Below are 14812 nucleotides of genomic sequence, written 5' to 3'. Positions count from 1 at the left end.
CCCCGGCTCGGCGGACGCGCCGAAAACGTCCGCGCAGCGCCGTAGACTCGCACGTGATGTCGAAGACCGAAGCTCACCCCCTGCTGGACGGCCTCAACCCGCAGCAGCGCGCCGCCGTCGTGCACTCCGGCAGCCCCCTGCTGATCGTCGCCGGCGCCGGCTCGGGCAAGACCCGGGTGCTCACCCACCGCATCGCCCACCTGCTCGGCGAGCGGGAGGTGCACCCCGGCCAGATCCTCGCGATCACCTTCACCAACAAGGCCGCCGCCGAGATGAAGGAGCGGGTGGACGCCCTCGTCGGGCCGCGCTCGCGGGCCATGTGGGTGATGACGTTCCACTCCGCGTGCGTCCGGATCCTGCGCCGCGAGGCCAAGCGCCTCGGGTTCCCCACGAGCTTCTCGATCTACGACCAGGCCGACGCGAACCGGCTGATGGCGCTCGTGTGCCGCGAGCTCGACCTCGACCCGAAGCGCTACCCGCCGAAGTCGTTCAGCGCGCAGGTCTCCAACCTGAAGAACGAGCTGATCGACTACGAGTCGTTCAAGACGCGGGCGTCCACGCACATGGAGCAGACGCTCGCCGAGGCCTACGAGATGTACCAGGCGCGCCTGCAGCAGGCCGGCGCCATGGACTTCGACGACCTGATCATGATGACGGTCAACCTGCTGCAGGTGTTCCCCGAGGCCGCCGAGCACTACCGGCGCCGCTTCCGGCACGTCCTGGTGGACGAGTACCAGGACACCAACCACGCGCAGTACGAGCTCGTCCGCGAGCTGACCGCGCCCGTGGAGGGCGTCGGGGCCGCCGAGCTGTGCGTCGTCGGCGACGCCGACCAGTCGATCTACGCGTTCCGCGGGGCGACCATCCGCAACATCCTCGAGTTCGAGCGCGACTACACCGACGCCACCACGATCCTGCTGGAGCAGAACTACCGCTCCACGCAGACGATCCTGTCCGCCGCGAACGCCGTCATCGAGCGCAACGCCGACCGCAAGCCCAAGAAGCTCTGGTCCGACCAGGGCGAGGGCCACAAGATCATCGGCTATGTGGCCGACAACGAGCACGACGAGGCCGCGTTCGTCGCCCGCGAGGTCGACCGGCTCACCGACGACGGCGAGGCCCGTCCCGGCGACGTCGCCATCTTCTACCGCACCAACGCGCAGTCCCGTGTCTTCGAAGAGGTCTTCATCCGGGTCGGGCTGCCGTACAAGGTCGTCGGAGGCGTCCGGTTCTACGAGCGCAAGGAGATCCGCGACGCGCTCGCCTACCTGCGCTGCCTCGCCAACCCCGAGGACACCGTCTCCCTGCGCCGCATCCTGAACGTCCCCAAGCGGGGCATCGGCGACCGCGCGGAGGCCTGCGTCGAGGCGTACGCGTCCCGCGAGCGCATCTCGTTCTGGCAGGCCCTCCGGACGCCCGAGGACGTCCCCGGCATGGCGACCCGCTCGCTCAACGCCGTCCGCGACTTCGTCGCCCTGCTGGACGAGCTGCGCGCCGCCGCCGAGTCGCTCGCCCCCGCCGACCTCGTCGCCGAGGTGCTGAAGGCCAGCGGCTACCTCGCCGAGCTCCAGGCGTCCAAGGACCCGCAGGACGAGACCCGCATCGAGAACCTCCAGGAACTCGAAGCCGTCGCCCGCGAATTCGAAGAGCGCCTCGACGGCGAGTCCGCCGAGGGCCGCCTCCCCGAGTTCCTGGAACAGGTCGCCCTGGTCGCCGACGCCGACTCCATTCCCGGGGGCGCGAAGGGCGCGCCCGTCCCGCCGGGAGAGCAGCCCGAAGAAAGCGAGCACGGCGTCGTCACCCTGATGACGCTGCACACCGCGAAGGGCCTCGAGTTCCCGGTCGTCTTCCTCACCGGCATGGAGGACGGCGTCTTCCCGCACCTGCGCGCCATGAGCAACCCCAAGGAACTCGAAGAGGAACGCCGCCTCGCCTACGTCGGCATCACGCGCGCCCGGCAACGCCTGTACGTCTCCCGGGCCACGATGCGCAGCTCGTGGGGAGCGCCGCAGGTCAACCCGCCGTCGCGCTTCCTCGGGGAGGTCCCGAAATCCCTCGTCGAATGGGAACGCGAGGCGTCCTCCACGTCCGGCTCCGCCATGTCGCGGATGGCGGAACGCCCGGGGACCCGCTCACCGGGCAACCGCCCCGTCCCGTCCTTGTCCCCGGGCGACAAGGTCACCCACGACGCCTTCGGACTGGGCACCGTCGTCTCCGTCTACGACAAGGGCGAGAAGGCCAGCGTGGATTTCGGCGGCGACTACGGCGTCCGCACCCTGGTCCTCCGCTTCGCCACCATCGAGAAACTCTGACGCTCACCCGAGCGCAGACCTGACGGGCCCGGTGGCACCGGGGCTCAGGGGCACCACCGGCGCGGCATGGGTTATGGCCAGAACGATGAGTTCCGGTGGCGGCGCCGGTCGAACCTGGTGAGCACCATGGTCGTCAGGCTATCGAAGGAGTCTCAGGATGCGGAAGATCACCGCAGGGTTGTTCATCTCGCTCGACGGAGTCGTCGAAGACCCGCAGGACTGGCATTTCCCGTACTTCAACGAGGAGATGGGTCAGGCCGTCGACGCCCAGATGGGGTCGGCCGACACCCTCCTGCTCGGCCGCAGGACCTACGACAGCTTCGCGGGCGCGTGGCCGGACCGTGAGAAGGCCGGCGGCGAGGACGCCGGCTTCGCCAAGAAGCTCGGAGACGCCCGCAAGATCGTGGTGTCCGGCCAGGACCTCGCCTTCACCTGGCGCAACTCCGAACGGCTCCAGGGCGATCTCATCGAGGCCGTGACCGCGCTGAAGAAGGAGCCGTCCACGTCGGACATCGCGATGAGCGGTTCGGTCTCGGTCGTCCGCCGGCTTCTGGCGGCAGGTCTTCTGGACGAGCTGCACCTGCTCGTCCACCCGATCGCCGTGCGCAAGGGAATGCGGTTGTTCGAGGACGCCGACGCGCCGCTGCCGCTGAAGCTCGTCTCCTCCAAGACCTTCACGACCGGTGTCGTCCACCTCGTCTACCGCCTGGATGACGAGGCTCCGGTCGGCGACTACGAGAAGGCCAAGGCGAGCCTCCCGCAATCCGACGACGACTAGTGTTCCGCGCCCGTGCGAGGGGCGGGGAGCCCTGTCATCGTGGCTTCGCGCGGAAGGTGCGGCGGTAGGCGCCCGGCGTCGTGCCCAGGGTGTTGAGGAAGCGTCTGCGCAGGTTGGTGGCCGAGGAGAGGCCGACGCGGCGGGCGATGGCGTCCAAGGGGAGGTCGGAGGACTCCAGCAGGTCCTGGGCCGCGGCGATTCGCTGGGTGAGCAGCCACTGGCCCGGGCTCGTGCCGAGCTGCTCGGCGAACCGGCGGGCGAGGGTGCGCGTGGAGACGCGTGCGTGCGCGGCCATGCTCTCGATGGTCACCGGCTCGCCGAGCCGCTCGGCGAGCCAGTCCAGCAGCGGCGCCAGGGTGCCGTCGATCTGGGCGGGGTGCGGCGGCGCCGAGTACTGCAGTTGGCCGCCCTCGCGGTGGGGCGGCATGACCATGGTCCGTGCGACGTGGGCGGCGTACCGGGCGCCCTGGTCGGTGCGGACCAGGTGCATGCACAGGTCGATGCCGGCTCCGGCCCCGGCGCTGGTGGCCACGTCACCGTGGTCCACGTACAGCACGTCCGGGTCGACCTGGATGTGCGGGAAGCGTGCGGCGAGCTCGTCCGCCAGGGCCCAGTGGGTGGTCGCCTTCCGTCCGTCCAGCAGACCGGCGTGCGCCAGGGCGAAGGCGCCGGAGCAGATGCTGACCACTCGGGCGCCGCGGGAGTGCGCGCGGCGGAGGGCCTGGACCACCGCGGGGGACGGGGGCTTCCTGGCGGGAAGCCAACCCGGGACGACCACGGTGTCGGCCCCGTCGAGCACGTCCAGCCCGTCGGTCACGAGCATGTCGTACCCGGCCAGCGTCGCGACGGGGCCGGGGCGCTCCGTGCACACGCCGAAGGTGTACCGGTCCGGGAGCCCGGCTCGCTCGATCCCGAACATCTGGGCCGCGCAGCCGAGCTCGAAGGTCGACTGAGGAGGGCGCACGAGCGCCGCGACGCGATGCATGGCATGAAAGTACCGCATCATGTCTTTCCTGACACTCGGCCGGCTGGGGCGCCGGTCGTCAGGCTGGTCCCATGACGACGGAACAGAGCACGCCCGGCTATGTGTGGTCCACCGTTCAGGACGCCCCGGTCCGCGAACTCTTCCCGGGCATCCGCCTCCGGCCGCTGTGGAACGGGGACAGCGGCGCGAAGGCCTTCGTCCTGGAGATGGACGCGAACACATGCTGGGAGGGAGTCGACGTCCACGAACCGGGCCCTGAGGAGGTTTTCGTGGTCTCCGGGACCTTCAACGACGGCGACCGGGACTACCCGGCCGGCTCGTTCATTCACGCCCCCGCGGGCTCTTCCCACGTCCCGCAGACGTCGACCGGCTGCACCCTGTTCCTCTTCTTCCCGGAAGGCTGACTTCGCCTGGGACTTGTTGGCTGGACGTTCCCCACACGTCTCCGGGGGTGTGTTCGCGTAACGGGCCAGGGCCCGGGGTCAAGGACGGATGGCGCTCACCAGCCATACGGAGCCGCGGATCCGGACGCCGCCCGGAGTCTCGAAGGCCGCGAGTGCGGCCTGGAGGTCGCGCTGGACGCGGGTGGCGGTGGCCTGGTCCGCGTCTTGGAGGTTGTAGCGGACCGGGCCCTGGCTGAGGATGAAGTTCGCGGCGTCGCCGGCGTCGCGGCCGTAGTCCATCGGCGCATGGACCGGGGTCGCGTTCACCTGCGTCAGGCCCGCTTGGTGCAGTACCTGGCGGACACGGTCGGGGTCGGACAGCGAGCCCATGCCACGGGCCGCGGGTGAGGGACGGCGCATCAGCGGCGCGAGAGCGGCGGTGGCCTTGGCGTACTCGCTGTCGGGGGCACCGGCCTGCGGGACGATGAACACCATCCGGCCGCCGGGCCGCAGCGCGCGGGCGATGTTGGCGAACGCGGCCGTGGGGTCGGAGAAGAACATGACGCCGCCGCGACTGACGACGACGTCGAAGCCGCTCTCCTCGAAGGGGTGGACCTCCGCGTCGGCCTGGTCGAACCGCGCGTTGGCGATGCCCTGCTCGGCCGCGTCGGCGCGGGCGCGGGTCAGCATGGGTTCGGAGATGTCGACGCCGACCGCCTGCGCTCGGACCGTCCGGCGTGCGGCCAGCAGGGTGAGTTGTCCGGTGCCGCATCCGACGTCCAGGACGGTCTCGTTCTCGCCGATCGCGGCGCGGTCCAGGAGCGGCCGGTTGAAACCGCCCATCATCGCGTCGTACCGCGGGGCGTTGTCGGCCCAGGCCGTCCCCTCCCATCCGTTCCATGCTTCGGCCTGCTGGACGTTGACGACTTTGTGCATCCCATCTCCTTTGCCGGGGGTGCGGCCGGGCGGCCCACCCATCGGTTTTTAGAGGTGAACTCTAGTGATGAACTCTAGAGATATACTCCCGCCATGGACACCGTCAAGCGGCCGGACAAGCGGGCCGAGCGCTCGCGCCGCACTCGTGGGAAGGTCATCGAGGCGGCGCGGGAGCTGTTCGTCGCGCAGGGCTATGGGGCGACGAGCCTGCAGGAGGTCGCCGACCGGGCGGGGGTGGCCGTCCAGACGGTCTACTTCGTCTTCGGCAACAAGCGCACGCTGTTCAAGGACGTCGTGGACTCGTCCGTCGCCGGGGACGTCGAGCCGGTCGCCACCATGGACCGGGAGTGGTTCCGCGCCGCATGCGCCGCGCCCACCGCGGCCCGCCAGCTGCGCGCGCACGTGCGCGGCACCGGCGAGATCCTCGGCCGGGTCGCCCCGATCGTGCCGATGATCGCGGCCGCCGGTGCCACCGACCCGCAGATCGCCGCGCAGTGGCCCGACGGCCCCGATCCGCGCTACACCGTGCAGCACGCCGCGGCCGAAGTGCTGGTCGGCAAGCCCGGCGCGCGCCCCGGCGTCTCGGCCGCGATGGCCGCGGACGTCCTGTTCGGCCTGCTCAGCCCCCAGCTGTACCTGCTCTTCGTGCAGGACCGCGGCTGGTCGCCGGACGCCTGGGAAGAGTGGGCCTACACCACCTTGGCCGCTCAGCTGTGCAACTGACTCTGAGCGGTGAGGACCGCCGGCGGAACGGCGATCAGGCGAGGAGCGTGCTCCGGCGGGCGTCTTCGACGGCGTGGAAGGCGGGGGCGCTCAGCAGGGATTTCCAGGTGACGAACAGGTCCAGAAGTCCGGTGATCTGGGATCTGTCCAGGTTGGCCGTGCGCACGACGTCCAGTTCGTTGGCGACGGTGAGTTCGGCGAGGTCCCGGCGTCGGCCTGGTGGGGCGGGAGACGACCTCCCGGTGAAGCGGTCGGCAATGGCGCCGTCGGGCCGGTGGAGGGCAGGGTACGTGCGGGCGCGGTCGCAACTGGCGTACATGTAGACGAGGTCCTCGGCCTCGGTCCCGATGGCCCCGCTCAGTTCCTCGCGCCGGTGAACGGAGCCGAGCGCGACGGGGAAACCGTCGGTTCCGTAGAAGGCGTGGCACAGTCCCGCAAGACGAAGTGTGCGCCGCGCGCCCCAGGCGTCCAGCAGACCGTGCACCCGGTGGAGGTGCTCCAGCAGAGTGCCACCGGGATGCCGAATCAGGTCGGCGCGTTTGGCGCGTAGCCATTCGGTGGCCTCGGCCTCGTCGTTCACATGGTCGTCCCGCCCTGCCGTCACGGCCGCTCCTTCGTCGCCACGCTCCGTCCCCGGGCCTCCGTGGACAGGCTGCGCGCCAGAACGGACCCTCGTCAATCCATGGGTTTGGTTCGCTCTACCCAAGGTCGAGCTTGGGAGTAGGCCGGCGGTCGTGATCACCAGTGGACGGGCTCGATGGTGCTCGCGCCCCGCGTGGCCCGAGCCGGCCCTGCCGGAGATGAGGAGGTAAAGACACTTCGACTGGTCATTGGGCGTTTCGGGCGGTAGCCGGGGTATCGGTGCGGCTGGTTGCTGAACGGCCGTTCTGTCGCTGCGTGGCACGGCCGTCCCGGCCATCGTGTCCACAGGAGCGCTACGGGGGTTCGAGCATGGGATTCGTCACCACTCGCGACGGCAACGAGATCTTCTACAAGGACTGGGGCAGCGGGCACACCGTGGTCTTCATCCACGGCTGGCCGCTCAACGCCGACGCGTGGGAGGACCAGCTGAAGATGGTGGCCGACAACGGCTACCGCGGCATCGCCCACGACCGCCGGGGGCACGGACGCTCCAGCCAGCCCTTCGACGGCTACGACTTCGACACCTTCGCCGACGACCTCAACGATCTGATCAACCGGCTCGACCTGCGGGACGTCACGCTGGTCGCGCACTCGATGGGCGGCGGCGAGCTGGCCCGCTACATCGGGCGCCACGGCACCGGGCGGGTCCGCAAGGTCGTCCTGCTGTCGGCGATCACGCCGCTCATGCTCCAGACCGAGGACAACCCCGAGGGCGTGCCCGAGCAGGCGTTCGAGGAGATCAAGAACGGCATCCTGCGTGAACGCTCGCAGTACTGGAAGGACGCCTCGGAGGCGTTCTTCTCCGCGAACCGTCCGGGCGCCAAGGCCACCCAGGGCAACCGCGACGCGTTCTGGTTCATGGGCATGCACGAGACCATCCAGGCCGGCGTGAAGTGCGTGGACGCCTTCGCCCGCACCGACTTCCACGAGGATCTGCGCAGGTTCGACATCCCGACGCTGATCGTGCACGGCGACGACGACCAGATCGTGCCGATCGACGCCACCGCCCGCAAGGCCGCCAAGATCATTCCGAACGCCGTCCTGAAGGTGTACGAGGGGTCTTCCCACGGGATCGCGCTCGTGCCGGGCGACAAGGAGAGGTTCAACGCCGACCTGCTGGACTTCCTGAAGAACTGACCCCTCCCACCGGCCCGCTCATGCGGGGTGGTGGGTGCCCGGGGTGTGGCCGAAGGCTCGGCGGAAGACGTCGATGAAGCTGCTGGCGGACGACCAGCCGCACTGGTGGGCCACGGTGGTCACCGGTGTGTTCTCGGCCAGGAGGATCAGCGCGTGGTACAGGCGCAGTTGGGTGCGCCATTGCGGGAACGTCATCCCGAGATCGCTCCTGAAGAGCCGGGAGAGGGTGCGGTCGCTCGCGCCGACCTCCCTGCCCAGTTCGGCGAGGGTCCGGTCGTCGGCGGGGTCGGCGTGCAGGATGCCGCACAGCGCCCTGAGGTGCGGCACGGTCGGGGCGGGTAGATGCAGCGGCTGCTGGGCAGAGACGCGCAACTGGTCCAGCAGGACGGCGCGCAGCCGGGTCCGGGCGGGGGTGTCGTCGTCCGGATCGCGGGTGTAGGCGAGGATCAGTTCGCGCAACAGGGGGCTGACGCCGAGTACCGCCGGCTCGTTCAGCCCGAGCGGATTGGCGGTCGCGGGCAGGCCGACCAGGTGCAGTTCGAGCTCGCCGTGGGCCTGGTGGGCGTGGACGGCCCCGGCCGGGATCCAGATGGCGCGGTCGGCGGGCGCCACCCAGGAGCCCGCGTCGGTGGTGACGGCCACCACGCCCCGTCCGGCGTAGGTGATCTGGTGGTCGTCGTGGCGGTGGGCGTCGATGGCGGCGCCCGGCGCGAGCGAGCGCGCTCGGGTCGGTGCGATCGATTGATGGCGGGTTTCCTGCATCGGTTGGCAGATTATCGGAAGTCCGACACCGGTCCGCGGCGCGAGCATGAGGGACGTGTCGACGAGTTCACGAGAAGCCACGAGTCCCCGAGAAACAGGGCCGGTTCTCCTGCTGTCCGCCGGGCATGCGTGCGTGGACGTCTACCAGGGGTCCGTGACGGCCCTCGTCCCGTTCTTCGTGGCCGAGCGCGCCTACACCTACGCCGCCGCCTCGGGGATCGTGCTCGCCGCGTCGTTGCTGTCCTCGGTGGCGCAGCCGCTGTTCGGCGCGCTCACCGACCGGTGGGCGATGCCCTGGTTGCTCCCGCTGAGCACGCTTCTGGCGGGAGTGGGAATCGCCCTGAGCGGCCTCAGCGGCGACTACGCCCTCACCCTGGCGTTCGTGGCGATCTCCGGGATCGGGGTCGCGGCCTACCACCCCGAGTCCGCCCGGGTCGCGCGGAAGGCGAGCAAGGGAAGCCACACGGCGATGAGCTGGTTCTCCGTCGGCGGCAACCTCGGGTTCGCGCTCGCGCCGCTCCTGGTCGCGGCGGTCGTCGCGACGGGCGGCCTGCGGTGCACGCCGTTCCTCGCGGTGCCGGCGCTCGCGGGCAGCGTCGTCTGCCTGCCCGTCCTGCGCGCCCTCGCGGGGACGGCCTCCGGCGGGCGCGCCGGCACGACGACCGGGGTGGACGACGCACGCTCCTTCATCAAGCTGTCGCTTGCCGTGATCTGCCGGTCGATCGTGTTCGTGGGGCTGAGCACGTTCATCTCGTTCTACGCGCGGCAGCGCACGGGAGGGGGAGTGGCGGCGGGCACGGCGGCGCTGTTCGTCCTGTACATCGGGGGCGCGGTCGGCACCGTGGCGGGCGGTTCCCTTGCCGCCCGCTGGGACCGGGTCACCGTCGTGCGCCGGTCGTACCTGCTGACCGTGGTCGCCGTCGCGGGCATCGTGTTCGTGCCCGGCCCGGCGCTCTACCTGTTCGTCGCGCTGACCTCAGCCGGCCTCTACGTCCCGTTCTCGCTGCAGGTCACCCTCGGGCAGGACTACCTGCCCACGCGGGTCGGCACCGCCGGCGGCGTCACCCTCGGCCTGACGGTCAGCGTCGGCGGCCTCGCGAGCCCCGTCCTCGGCGCCGTCGCCGACGCCGCGTCGCTGCGCGTCGCCCTCGCCCCGCTGATCGCGCTGCCCGCGCTGGCCTGGCTGCTGTTCCGGACGCTGCCCGAGCCCGCCGTCCTCGTGCCGGCCGCCGGGCCGCGGCCGGTGCGGGAGGGCGCGCGCTGATCAGGCCGGGCGGCGGCGCAGGAGGTTCGCGGGCAGGGTGTGCAGGACGACCTGGTCGTCCTGGTTGAGGAGTTCGGCGCGGGTGCTGACGATGCCGCGGTCCGGCTTGGAGCGGGACGGGCGGGCCTCCAGGACGGAGACGCGCAGGCGCAGGGTGTCGCCGGGACGGACGGGAGCGGGCCAGCGCAGCTCGTCCACGCCGGGGGAGGCGAGGCTGGCGACCCGGGACAGGAAGTGGTCGGCGAACAGCCGCATCATGATCGAGCCGGTGTGCCAGCCGCTGGCGATGATGCCCTTGAACGGCCCGGACACGGCGAAGTCCGGGTCCACGTGGATGGGCTGCGGGTCGAAGCGGCGGGCGAACTCGATGATCTCCGCCTCGTCCACGGTGACGTGGCCGTACTCGTAGGTGGTGCCGGCGGTGTAGTCCTCGAGGTAGCGGTCGTCGATGGGGGCGGCGAAGTCGTCACCGAGGGCGCGCGTCCTGATCGTCATGGGATCAGGATGACCCAGCGGCGTCCGCCCCGTCGCCGTGGCCTTGGGGCAGGGGCGAGGCGTGGCGCCGCCACTCCTCCCAGAGTTCGGCGTGCAGGCGGTAGAGGCCGTAGGGAGTGTCGCCGGACGGTTCCCTGAAGCGGGTGCCCTGGTCCACCGGCATCGCCGCCAGCCTGACGGGGAAGAAGGCGGCCTGGCGCTCGCGTTCCTCGGATCGCACCTGGAGCAGCCAGAAGCCGTGGTGGGCGTCCGCGCTGATCTCGATGATCTCCGTCCACGCGAACCGGCGGCGGCCGTACCCCGAGACGAGGGTGAGGCCCTCCGCGTCCAGGATCATGCGTGTCCGCAGCTGGGGGACGACGCCTAGCGCGAGGGCGAAGCAGGCGATGCCGGCGGCGAGAGCCGGGGCGCCCGCGCCGTCGCGGGCCTTCTCGGTCGCCACGACGCCGAAGAGGGCGGCGATGGCGACTCCGGCGAGGATCATGCCGAGGTGGCGCGGGCAGCGCAGTGTGCGCGGCTTGGTCATCGGGACATTATGCGTCCGCGCCGGGCGCCGTGGGCATGGGGCGACCCGTGGTCAGGGCGGCGAGGAAGGCGTCCAGCATCGCGGTCTGGCGGGCGGCCGGGTAGGCGTCCGGGTCGAACAGGGCGTGCACGACGAGGCCATGCGTGAACGCGGCGGCGGCCGCGACGGTGTCGTCCGCGCCGGGCCCGGCGGGCAGTTCACCGCGCTCGACGGCGGCGGCGACGTGGGGGCGGAGGCGCGCGCGCCAGTTCTCGTAGCGGCGCCGCTGGCGCTCGCCGAGCCCGGGATCGGCGAGCGCGACGTCCCACGAGCTCACCCAGATGCGGTTCATGGCCGACGCGGCGGGGGTCAGCGGCAGGACGTCCAGGAGCGCGGCGCGCAGGGACGCCAGGCCGGGCGGGGCCTCGCGGAGCGCGCGGCTCGCGGTGCGCTCGTCGGCGAGGTCCAGGGCGTACGCGACGAGGGCCTGCTTGTTCGGGAAGTAGTGGGTGAGCAGTCCGGTGGACGCGTCCATCTCCGCCGCGACCGCGCGCAGGGTCAGGCCGCCGAAGCCGCGGCCGGCCAGGACGCGCCAGACGGCCTCGGTCACGTCCCGGCGCCGGGCGTCGTGATCACCTCGGGCAGGCATTCCCGTAGAGTACATAACAAACGTTCGGTACGTACTCCCCGGGGAGGCCCCATGTTCGCTCGCACGCTCGCCGAGGGCGCTGAGCTGCGCCCGTTCGAGCCCTGGCAGGCGGCCGAGTTCGCCGAGCACGCCGACCGGGTCCGCAAGGACATCGACCGGTACATCCCCTGGGCCCGGACCGTGGTGGACGAGGAGACGGCCCGTGAGCTGCTCCAGGCCTACGCCTACAAGCAGGCCAGGGACGAGGGCCGCCTCTACGGCATCTGGGTGGACGGCGTCCTCCAGGGCGGCACGGTCTTCCGGACGTTCGACGCCGCGCAGGGCGTCTGCGAGGCGGGTGTCTGGCTCGCGGCCGAGGCCCGGGGGCGCGGGCTGATCACCAAGGCCGTCCGCATCATGATCGACTGGGCGATCGGCACGCGGGGGATGCACCGGGTGGAGTGGCTGTGCGACCCGCGCAACACCGCGAGCGCCGCCGTGGCGGAACGGCTCGGGATGACGTGCGAGGGCGTCCTGCGGCAGGCGTTCGTCCTCGACGGCGACCGCCGCGACGTCCAGGTGTGGGCGGTACTCGCCGACGAATGGAAGGCCCGCTGAGAGAGCGACCCCCTCCCTGAGGAGTGGGCGGGCGGAGGGGCGGTGGAGGCGGCCCGCTAGGGTAATTGGTGATCCGTCTTTTACTCCTTACCTCCCGGGAGCCCCCGTGCACGCCGAGCAGGTCGTCTTGCTGTTGGCCGCCGCCGTCGCGGCGGGCTGGGTCGATGCCGTGGTCGGGGGCGGCGGGCTGATCCAGCTGCCCGCGCTGCTGCTGCTCAACCCGGGGCAGCCGGTCGCGACCGCGCTCGCCACCAACAAGCTGGGCTCGATCGCGGGCACCACGTCGGCCGCCATCGCCTACGCGCGCAAGGCCAAGCCGGACGTCCGGGTGGCCGTCCCGGCGGGGCTGCTCGCGGTGTGCTGCGCCGCCGGCGGCGCCCTCTGCGCGGCGGCGATCTCCTCGGACGTGCTGAAACCCGTCATCATGGTCGTCCTGCTGGCGGTGGCCGCGATCGTGGTGCTCAAACCGGATCTCGGCCGGCTCCCGCAGCCGGTGCTGCGGACGCGCCGCCGGGTCGCCGCCGCCGTCCTCGTCCCGGGCGTCGCGATCGCCTTCTACGACGGGCTCCTCGGTCCGGGGACCGGGACGTTCCTGGTGATCGCGTTCACCATGCTGCTCGGCATGGACTTCGTCAACGCCTCCGCCACCTCGAAGATCATCAACGCGGGCACCAACCTGGGCGCGCTCGCCGTGTTCGCGGCGCAGGGGCACGTGCTGTGGGCCATCGGATTGGCCATGGCGGTCTGCAACAGCGTCGGAGCGCGGCTCGGCGCCCACATGGCGATCAACCGCGGTGCCGGTTTCGTCCGTGCCGTCCTGCTCTGTGTCGTCACCGCCCTCGTGCTGAAGCTCGGTTACGAGCAGGTCGGCTAGATCCTCCCCGTCACGGGACGGGAAGCGGCCGGTCCAGCGCGGAGAGGCTCAGCAGGACCAGCGACGCCGTCCAGCCCAGGGGCGCCGGGCCCGCGGGCCTGCCCGTCACGCCGACCTTCTCCGGCAGGACGCCCAGGGACGTGCGGTGCGCGGAGAGCCAGTCGAGCCGCTCCAGCGCCTCGTCCTTGCGGCCCGACGCGGCCGCGTTCAGCCCGAACAGCGCGGTCTCCGGGGTCCAGGCGACGTCGGGGTCGCCCGACCAGCGCTCGCCCGGCAGAACGCCGCCGTTCGGCAGCGCCTGCTTGCGCGCGGCGTCCCCGATCGCGGTGGTCACGCCCGGATCGGCCGGTGCGAACGGCGGCGCGAGGAACGTCACCGAGGTGTCCATCAGCCCGCCGGGGATGGGGGAGCGCGGGTAGCCGTAGGGGGCGAACTGCCTGGCCACCGCGTCCGAGACCCGCTGCGCCGCGTGCCGCCACTCCGCCGCCTTCGCGTCCTCGCCGCGCATCCGCGCGAGGTCGGCCGCCGCGCGCAGCCCCGCCAGCGCGGGGCCGACCACGCCGAGCGTCGGGCGCCGCGGGTCCTGCTCGCGCCGGTGATCGCGTTCCCAGTAGTCGGACGAGGCGGGCGGCAGCCCCTCGGCGTCCAGGGAGCGTGCCAGATGGTCGGCGGCGCGCTGCACCATCGGCCACAGCGTGGGCAGTTCGTCCTGGTCCGCGGCCCGGACGCGGTAGAACCACGTCGACCACAGCACCCAGCCGAGCGAGTCGAGCTGCGGGGCGCGGCCGTCGGCGACGGCCGTCCCGTCGGCGTTGTACCGCGCGGCCCACATGCCGTTGTCGTGCTGCGCCCGGGCGAGGAAGTACAGGATGCGGCGCGCCTCGGCCGGATGCCCGGTCACGGTGAACGCGGCCACGGCGAACGCGGAGTCGCGGGGCCAGCAGTACCGCCACTTGGAGTACCAGGACGCGAGGGACGCGCCGTTCGGGCGGGTGAGGAGCCGGAGGTCGAGCAGGGCGCGCGTCGCCATGTCGCGGTAGGCCTCGTTCGTCCCGCCTCCCGGGACGGTGCCCTGCGCCAGCCACGCGCCGTCGGACCGGACCGCCCGGCCCACCCGCGGGTCGGAGGCGTCCACGGTGATCGGCGCCTCGCCGCCGGACGGGACGAACCGGACCTGCCCGTCCGCGAGCCTGACGACCGAGCTGCCCGGCAGGTAGGAGGCCCCCTCGGCCTGGTCGGGGGCCAGCGGGACGCCCGCGAACGGCCATCCGCCGCCGCCGACGAGCCCGGGGCTCGCCCAGCCGGGGTCGGGCGGCTCGGGGACGGTGGCGCCGCCGGTCGCGACGAGCGCCGCCACGATGAGCAGGCCCGCGGTGCGCCGCACCTTGCGGGCGCCCGAGCGCCCGCGCGCCGCGACGCGCCTGCGCGGAGTGGTGGGCCCGCCCGCGGGCGGCGGGACGGATATGACGGGCGCGACGGGCACGGGTGCCGCGACGGACGTGTCCCGTCTCTCCGCCATCGCCATGCGTTCGCCCCCTGTCCGCCTGGCCGTCTCGCCGAATTAGTACATCAAACTATGTCAATCGGTTCATCCTCCTCACGAGCCACTCGTGCCCTCCCTTGAGGATGAGCACACCTACCGCCCCGCGCGCTCCCGTTCAAGGGAAGTCCGCGTGACATATGGACCCGGCGGCGTCACCATCAAGACGGGTTGACTAGGCTGCTTCGACGGAGCGGACCGCAGAGTGCCGGCCGCACGGACACCCGTGT

The 14812-nt window shown here is 71.8% G+C and carries 16 protein-coding genes; 8 read left to right on the top strand and 8 right to left on the bottom strand.

Going from position 1 to position 14812, the window contains the following annotated elements; translation table 11 throughout:
- Positions 1-56: 56 nt before the first annotated feature.
- Entirely contained in the window at positions 57-2312 is a 2256-nt protein-coding gene (gene pcrA / locus AB0H37_RS37625) for a DNA helicase PcrA (protein WP_360617387.1), read from the top strand.
- A 157-nt stretch (positions 2313-2469) separates the two neighbouring features.
- Positions 2470-3090, top strand: coding sequence for a dihydrofolate reductase family protein (locus tag AB0H37_RS37620; RefSeq protein WP_360617386.1), 621 nt, complete (start codon positions 2470-2472; stop codon positions 3088-3090).
- 34 nt (positions 3091-3124) lie between these two features.
- Here AB0H37_RS37620 and AB0H37_RS37615 read toward each other — a convergent pair whose 3' ends face one another.
- Positions 3125-4075, bottom strand: a complete 951-nt coding sequence (locus tag AB0H37_RS37615; RefSeq protein WP_360617385.1) for a helix-turn-helix domain-containing protein — start codon at positions 4073-4075, stop codon at positions 3125-3127.
- A 71-nt stretch (positions 4076-4146) separates the two neighbouring features.
- On the opposite strand from AB0H37_RS37615, the gene AB0H37_RS37610 reads away from it, so the two are divergent.
- Positions 4147-4479: a cupin domain-containing protein gene (locus tag AB0H37_RS37610; RefSeq protein WP_179837597.1), complete on the top strand. Its 333-nt coding sequence runs from the start codon at positions 4147-4149 to the stop codon at positions 4477-4479.
- A gap of 78 nt (positions 4480-4557) precedes the next feature.
- On the opposite strand, the gene AB0H37_RS37605 is transcribed toward AB0H37_RS37610, so the two are convergent.
- Entirely contained in the window at positions 4558-5394 is an 837-nt protein-coding gene (locus AB0H37_RS37605; RefSeq protein ID WP_360617384.1) for a class I SAM-dependent methyltransferase, read from the bottom strand.
- A gap of 93 nt (positions 5395-5487) precedes the next feature.
- Here AB0H37_RS37605 and AB0H37_RS37600 point away from each other — a divergent pair, with 93 nt between their 5' ends.
- Entirely contained in the window at positions 5488-6117 is a 630-nt protein-coding gene (locus AB0H37_RS37600; protein WP_360617382.1) for a helix-turn-helix domain-containing protein, read from the top strand.
- Positions 6118-6151: 34 nt separating this feature from the next.
- Here AB0H37_RS37600 and AB0H37_RS37595 read toward each other — a convergent pair whose 3' ends face one another.
- A complete protein-coding gene (locus tag AB0H37_RS37595) occupies positions 6152-6721 on the bottom strand; it encodes a DUF6817 domain-containing protein (RefSeq protein WP_360617381.1) in 570 nt (189 codons plus the stop codon).
- Positions 6722-7068: 347 nt separating this feature from the next.
- On the opposite strand from AB0H37_RS37595, the gene AB0H37_RS37590 reads away from it, so the two are divergent.
- Positions 7069-7896, top strand: a complete 828-nt coding sequence (locus AB0H37_RS37590; protein WP_179837594.1) for an alpha/beta hydrolase — start codon at positions 7069-7071, stop codon at positions 7894-7896.
- 18 nt (positions 7897-7914) lie between these two features.
- On the opposite strand, the gene AB0H37_RS37585 is transcribed toward AB0H37_RS37590, so the two are convergent.
- Complete coding sequence (locus tag AB0H37_RS37585; protein ID WP_179837593.1) at positions 7915-8658, bottom strand: helix-turn-helix transcriptional regulator; 744 nt, start codon at positions 8656-8658, stop codon at positions 7915-7917.
- A 133-nt stretch (positions 8659-8791) separates the two neighbouring features.
- Between AB0H37_RS37585 and AB0H37_RS37580 the strand changes: the two genes are divergently transcribed.
- Positions 8792-9922, top strand: coding sequence for an MFS transporter (locus AB0H37_RS37580; protein WP_360617379.1), 1131 nt, complete (start codon positions 8792-8794; stop codon positions 9920-9922).
- Here the strand turns inward: AB0H37_RS37580 and AB0H37_RS37575 are convergent, their stop codons facing one another.
- From AB0H37_RS37575 to AB0H37_RS37565, 3 genes are read right to left on the bottom strand one after another with little or no spacing between them, the layout of a single operon-like run.
- Positions 9923-10417, bottom strand: coding sequence for a MaoC family dehydratase (locus AB0H37_RS37575; protein ID WP_360617377.1), 495 nt, complete (start codon positions 10415-10417; stop codon positions 9923-9925).
- A gap of 4 nt (positions 10418-10421) precedes the next feature.
- The gene (locus AB0H37_RS37570; protein WP_360617375.1) at positions 10422-10943 is read right to left on the bottom strand and encodes a PH domain-containing protein; all 522 of its coding nucleotides are present in this window, start codon (positions 10941-10943) and stop codon (positions 10422-10424) included.
- A 7-nt stretch (positions 10944-10950) separates the two neighbouring features.
- Positions 10951-11571, bottom strand: coding sequence for a TetR/AcrR family transcriptional regulator (locus AB0H37_RS37565; RefSeq protein ID WP_360617373.1), 621 nt, complete (start codon positions 11569-11571; stop codon positions 10951-10953).
- Positions 11572-11622: 51 nt separating this feature from the next.
- Between AB0H37_RS37565 and AB0H37_RS37560 the strand changes: the two genes are divergently transcribed.
- Together AB0H37_RS37560 and AB0H37_RS37555 are read left to right on the top strand one after the other, a co-directional pair.
- Positions 11623-12168, top strand: coding sequence for a GNAT family protein (locus AB0H37_RS37560; RefSeq protein ID WP_179837588.1), 546 nt, complete (start codon positions 11623-11625; stop codon positions 12166-12168).
- A 106-nt stretch (positions 12169-12274) separates the two neighbouring features.
- A complete protein-coding gene (locus AB0H37_RS37555; protein ID WP_360617372.1) occupies positions 12275-13042 on the top strand; it encodes a TSUP family transporter in 768 nt (255 codons plus the stop codon).
- Positions 13043-13052: 10 nt separating this feature from the next.
- Here the strand turns inward: AB0H37_RS37555 and AB0H37_RS37550 are convergent, their stop codons facing one another.
- Positions 13053-14567, bottom strand: coding sequence for a glycoside hydrolase family 15 protein (locus AB0H37_RS37550; protein ID WP_360617371.1), 1515 nt, complete (start codon positions 14565-14567; stop codon positions 13053-13055).
- Positions 14568-14812: the final 245 nt, after the last annotated feature.

Source organism: Actinomadura sp. NPDC023710 (genome assembly GCF_040639875.1).
Lineage (GTDB): Bacteria > Actinomycetota > Actinomycetes > Streptosporangiales > Streptosporangiaceae > Spirillospora > Spirillospora citrea.
This window is presented reverse-complemented; position numbering and strand designations above follow the sequence as displayed.

Excerpts from the sequence above, each read along its gene's own strand:
- AB0H37_RS37570 (WP_360617375.1), bottom strand. The coding sequence starts at position 10,943 with ATGACCAAGCCGCGCACACTGCGCTGCCCGCGCCACCTCGGCATGATC.
- AB0H37_RS37620 (WP_360617386.1), top strand. The coding sequence starts at position 2,470 with ATGCGGAAGATCACCGCAGGGTTGTTCATCTCGCTCGACGGAGTCGTC.
- AB0H37_RS37605 (WP_360617384.1), bottom strand. The coding sequence starts at position 5,394 with ATGCACAAAGTCGTCAACGTCCAGCAGGCCGAAGCATGGAACGGATGG.
- AB0H37_RS37600 (WP_360617382.1), top strand. The coding sequence starts at position 5,488 with ATGGACACCGTCAAGCGGCCGGACAAGCGGGCCGAGCGCTCGCGCCGC.
- AB0H37_RS37550 (WP_360617371.1), bottom strand. The coding sequence starts at position 14,567 with ATGGCGATGGCGGAGAGACGGGACACGTCCGTCGCGGCACCCGTGCCC.
- AB0H37_RS37560 (WP_179837588.1), top strand. The coding sequence starts at position 11,623 with ATGTTCGCTCGCACGCTCGCCGAGGGCGCTGAGCTGCGCCCGTTCGAG.
- AB0H37_RS37610 (WP_179837597.1), top strand. The coding sequence starts at position 4,147 with ATGACGACGGAACAGAGCACGCCCGGCTATGTGTGGTCCACCGTTCAG.
- AB0H37_RS37590 (WP_179837594.1), top strand. The coding sequence starts at position 7,069 with ATGGGATTCGTCACCACTCGCGACGGCAACGAGATCTTCTACAAGGAC.
- AB0H37_RS37585 (WP_179837593.1), bottom strand. The coding sequence starts at position 8,658 with ATGCAGGAAACCCGCCATCAATCGATCGCACCGACCCGAGCGCGCTCG.
- AB0H37_RS37575 (WP_360617377.1), bottom strand. The coding sequence starts at position 10,417 with ATGACGATCAGGACGCGCGCCCTCGGTGACGACTTCGCCGCCCCCATC.
- pcrA (WP_360617387.1), top strand. The coding sequence starts at position 57 with ATGTCGAAGACCGAAGCTCACCCCCTGCTGGACGGCCTCAACCCGCAG.
- AB0H37_RS37615 (WP_360617385.1), bottom strand. The coding sequence starts at position 4,075 with ATGCATCGCGTCGCGGCGCTCGTGCGCCCTCCTCAGTCGACCTTCGAG.
- AB0H37_RS37565 (WP_360617373.1), bottom strand. The coding sequence starts at position 11,571 with ATGCCTGCCCGAGGTGATCACGACGCCCGGCGCCGGGACGTGACCGAG.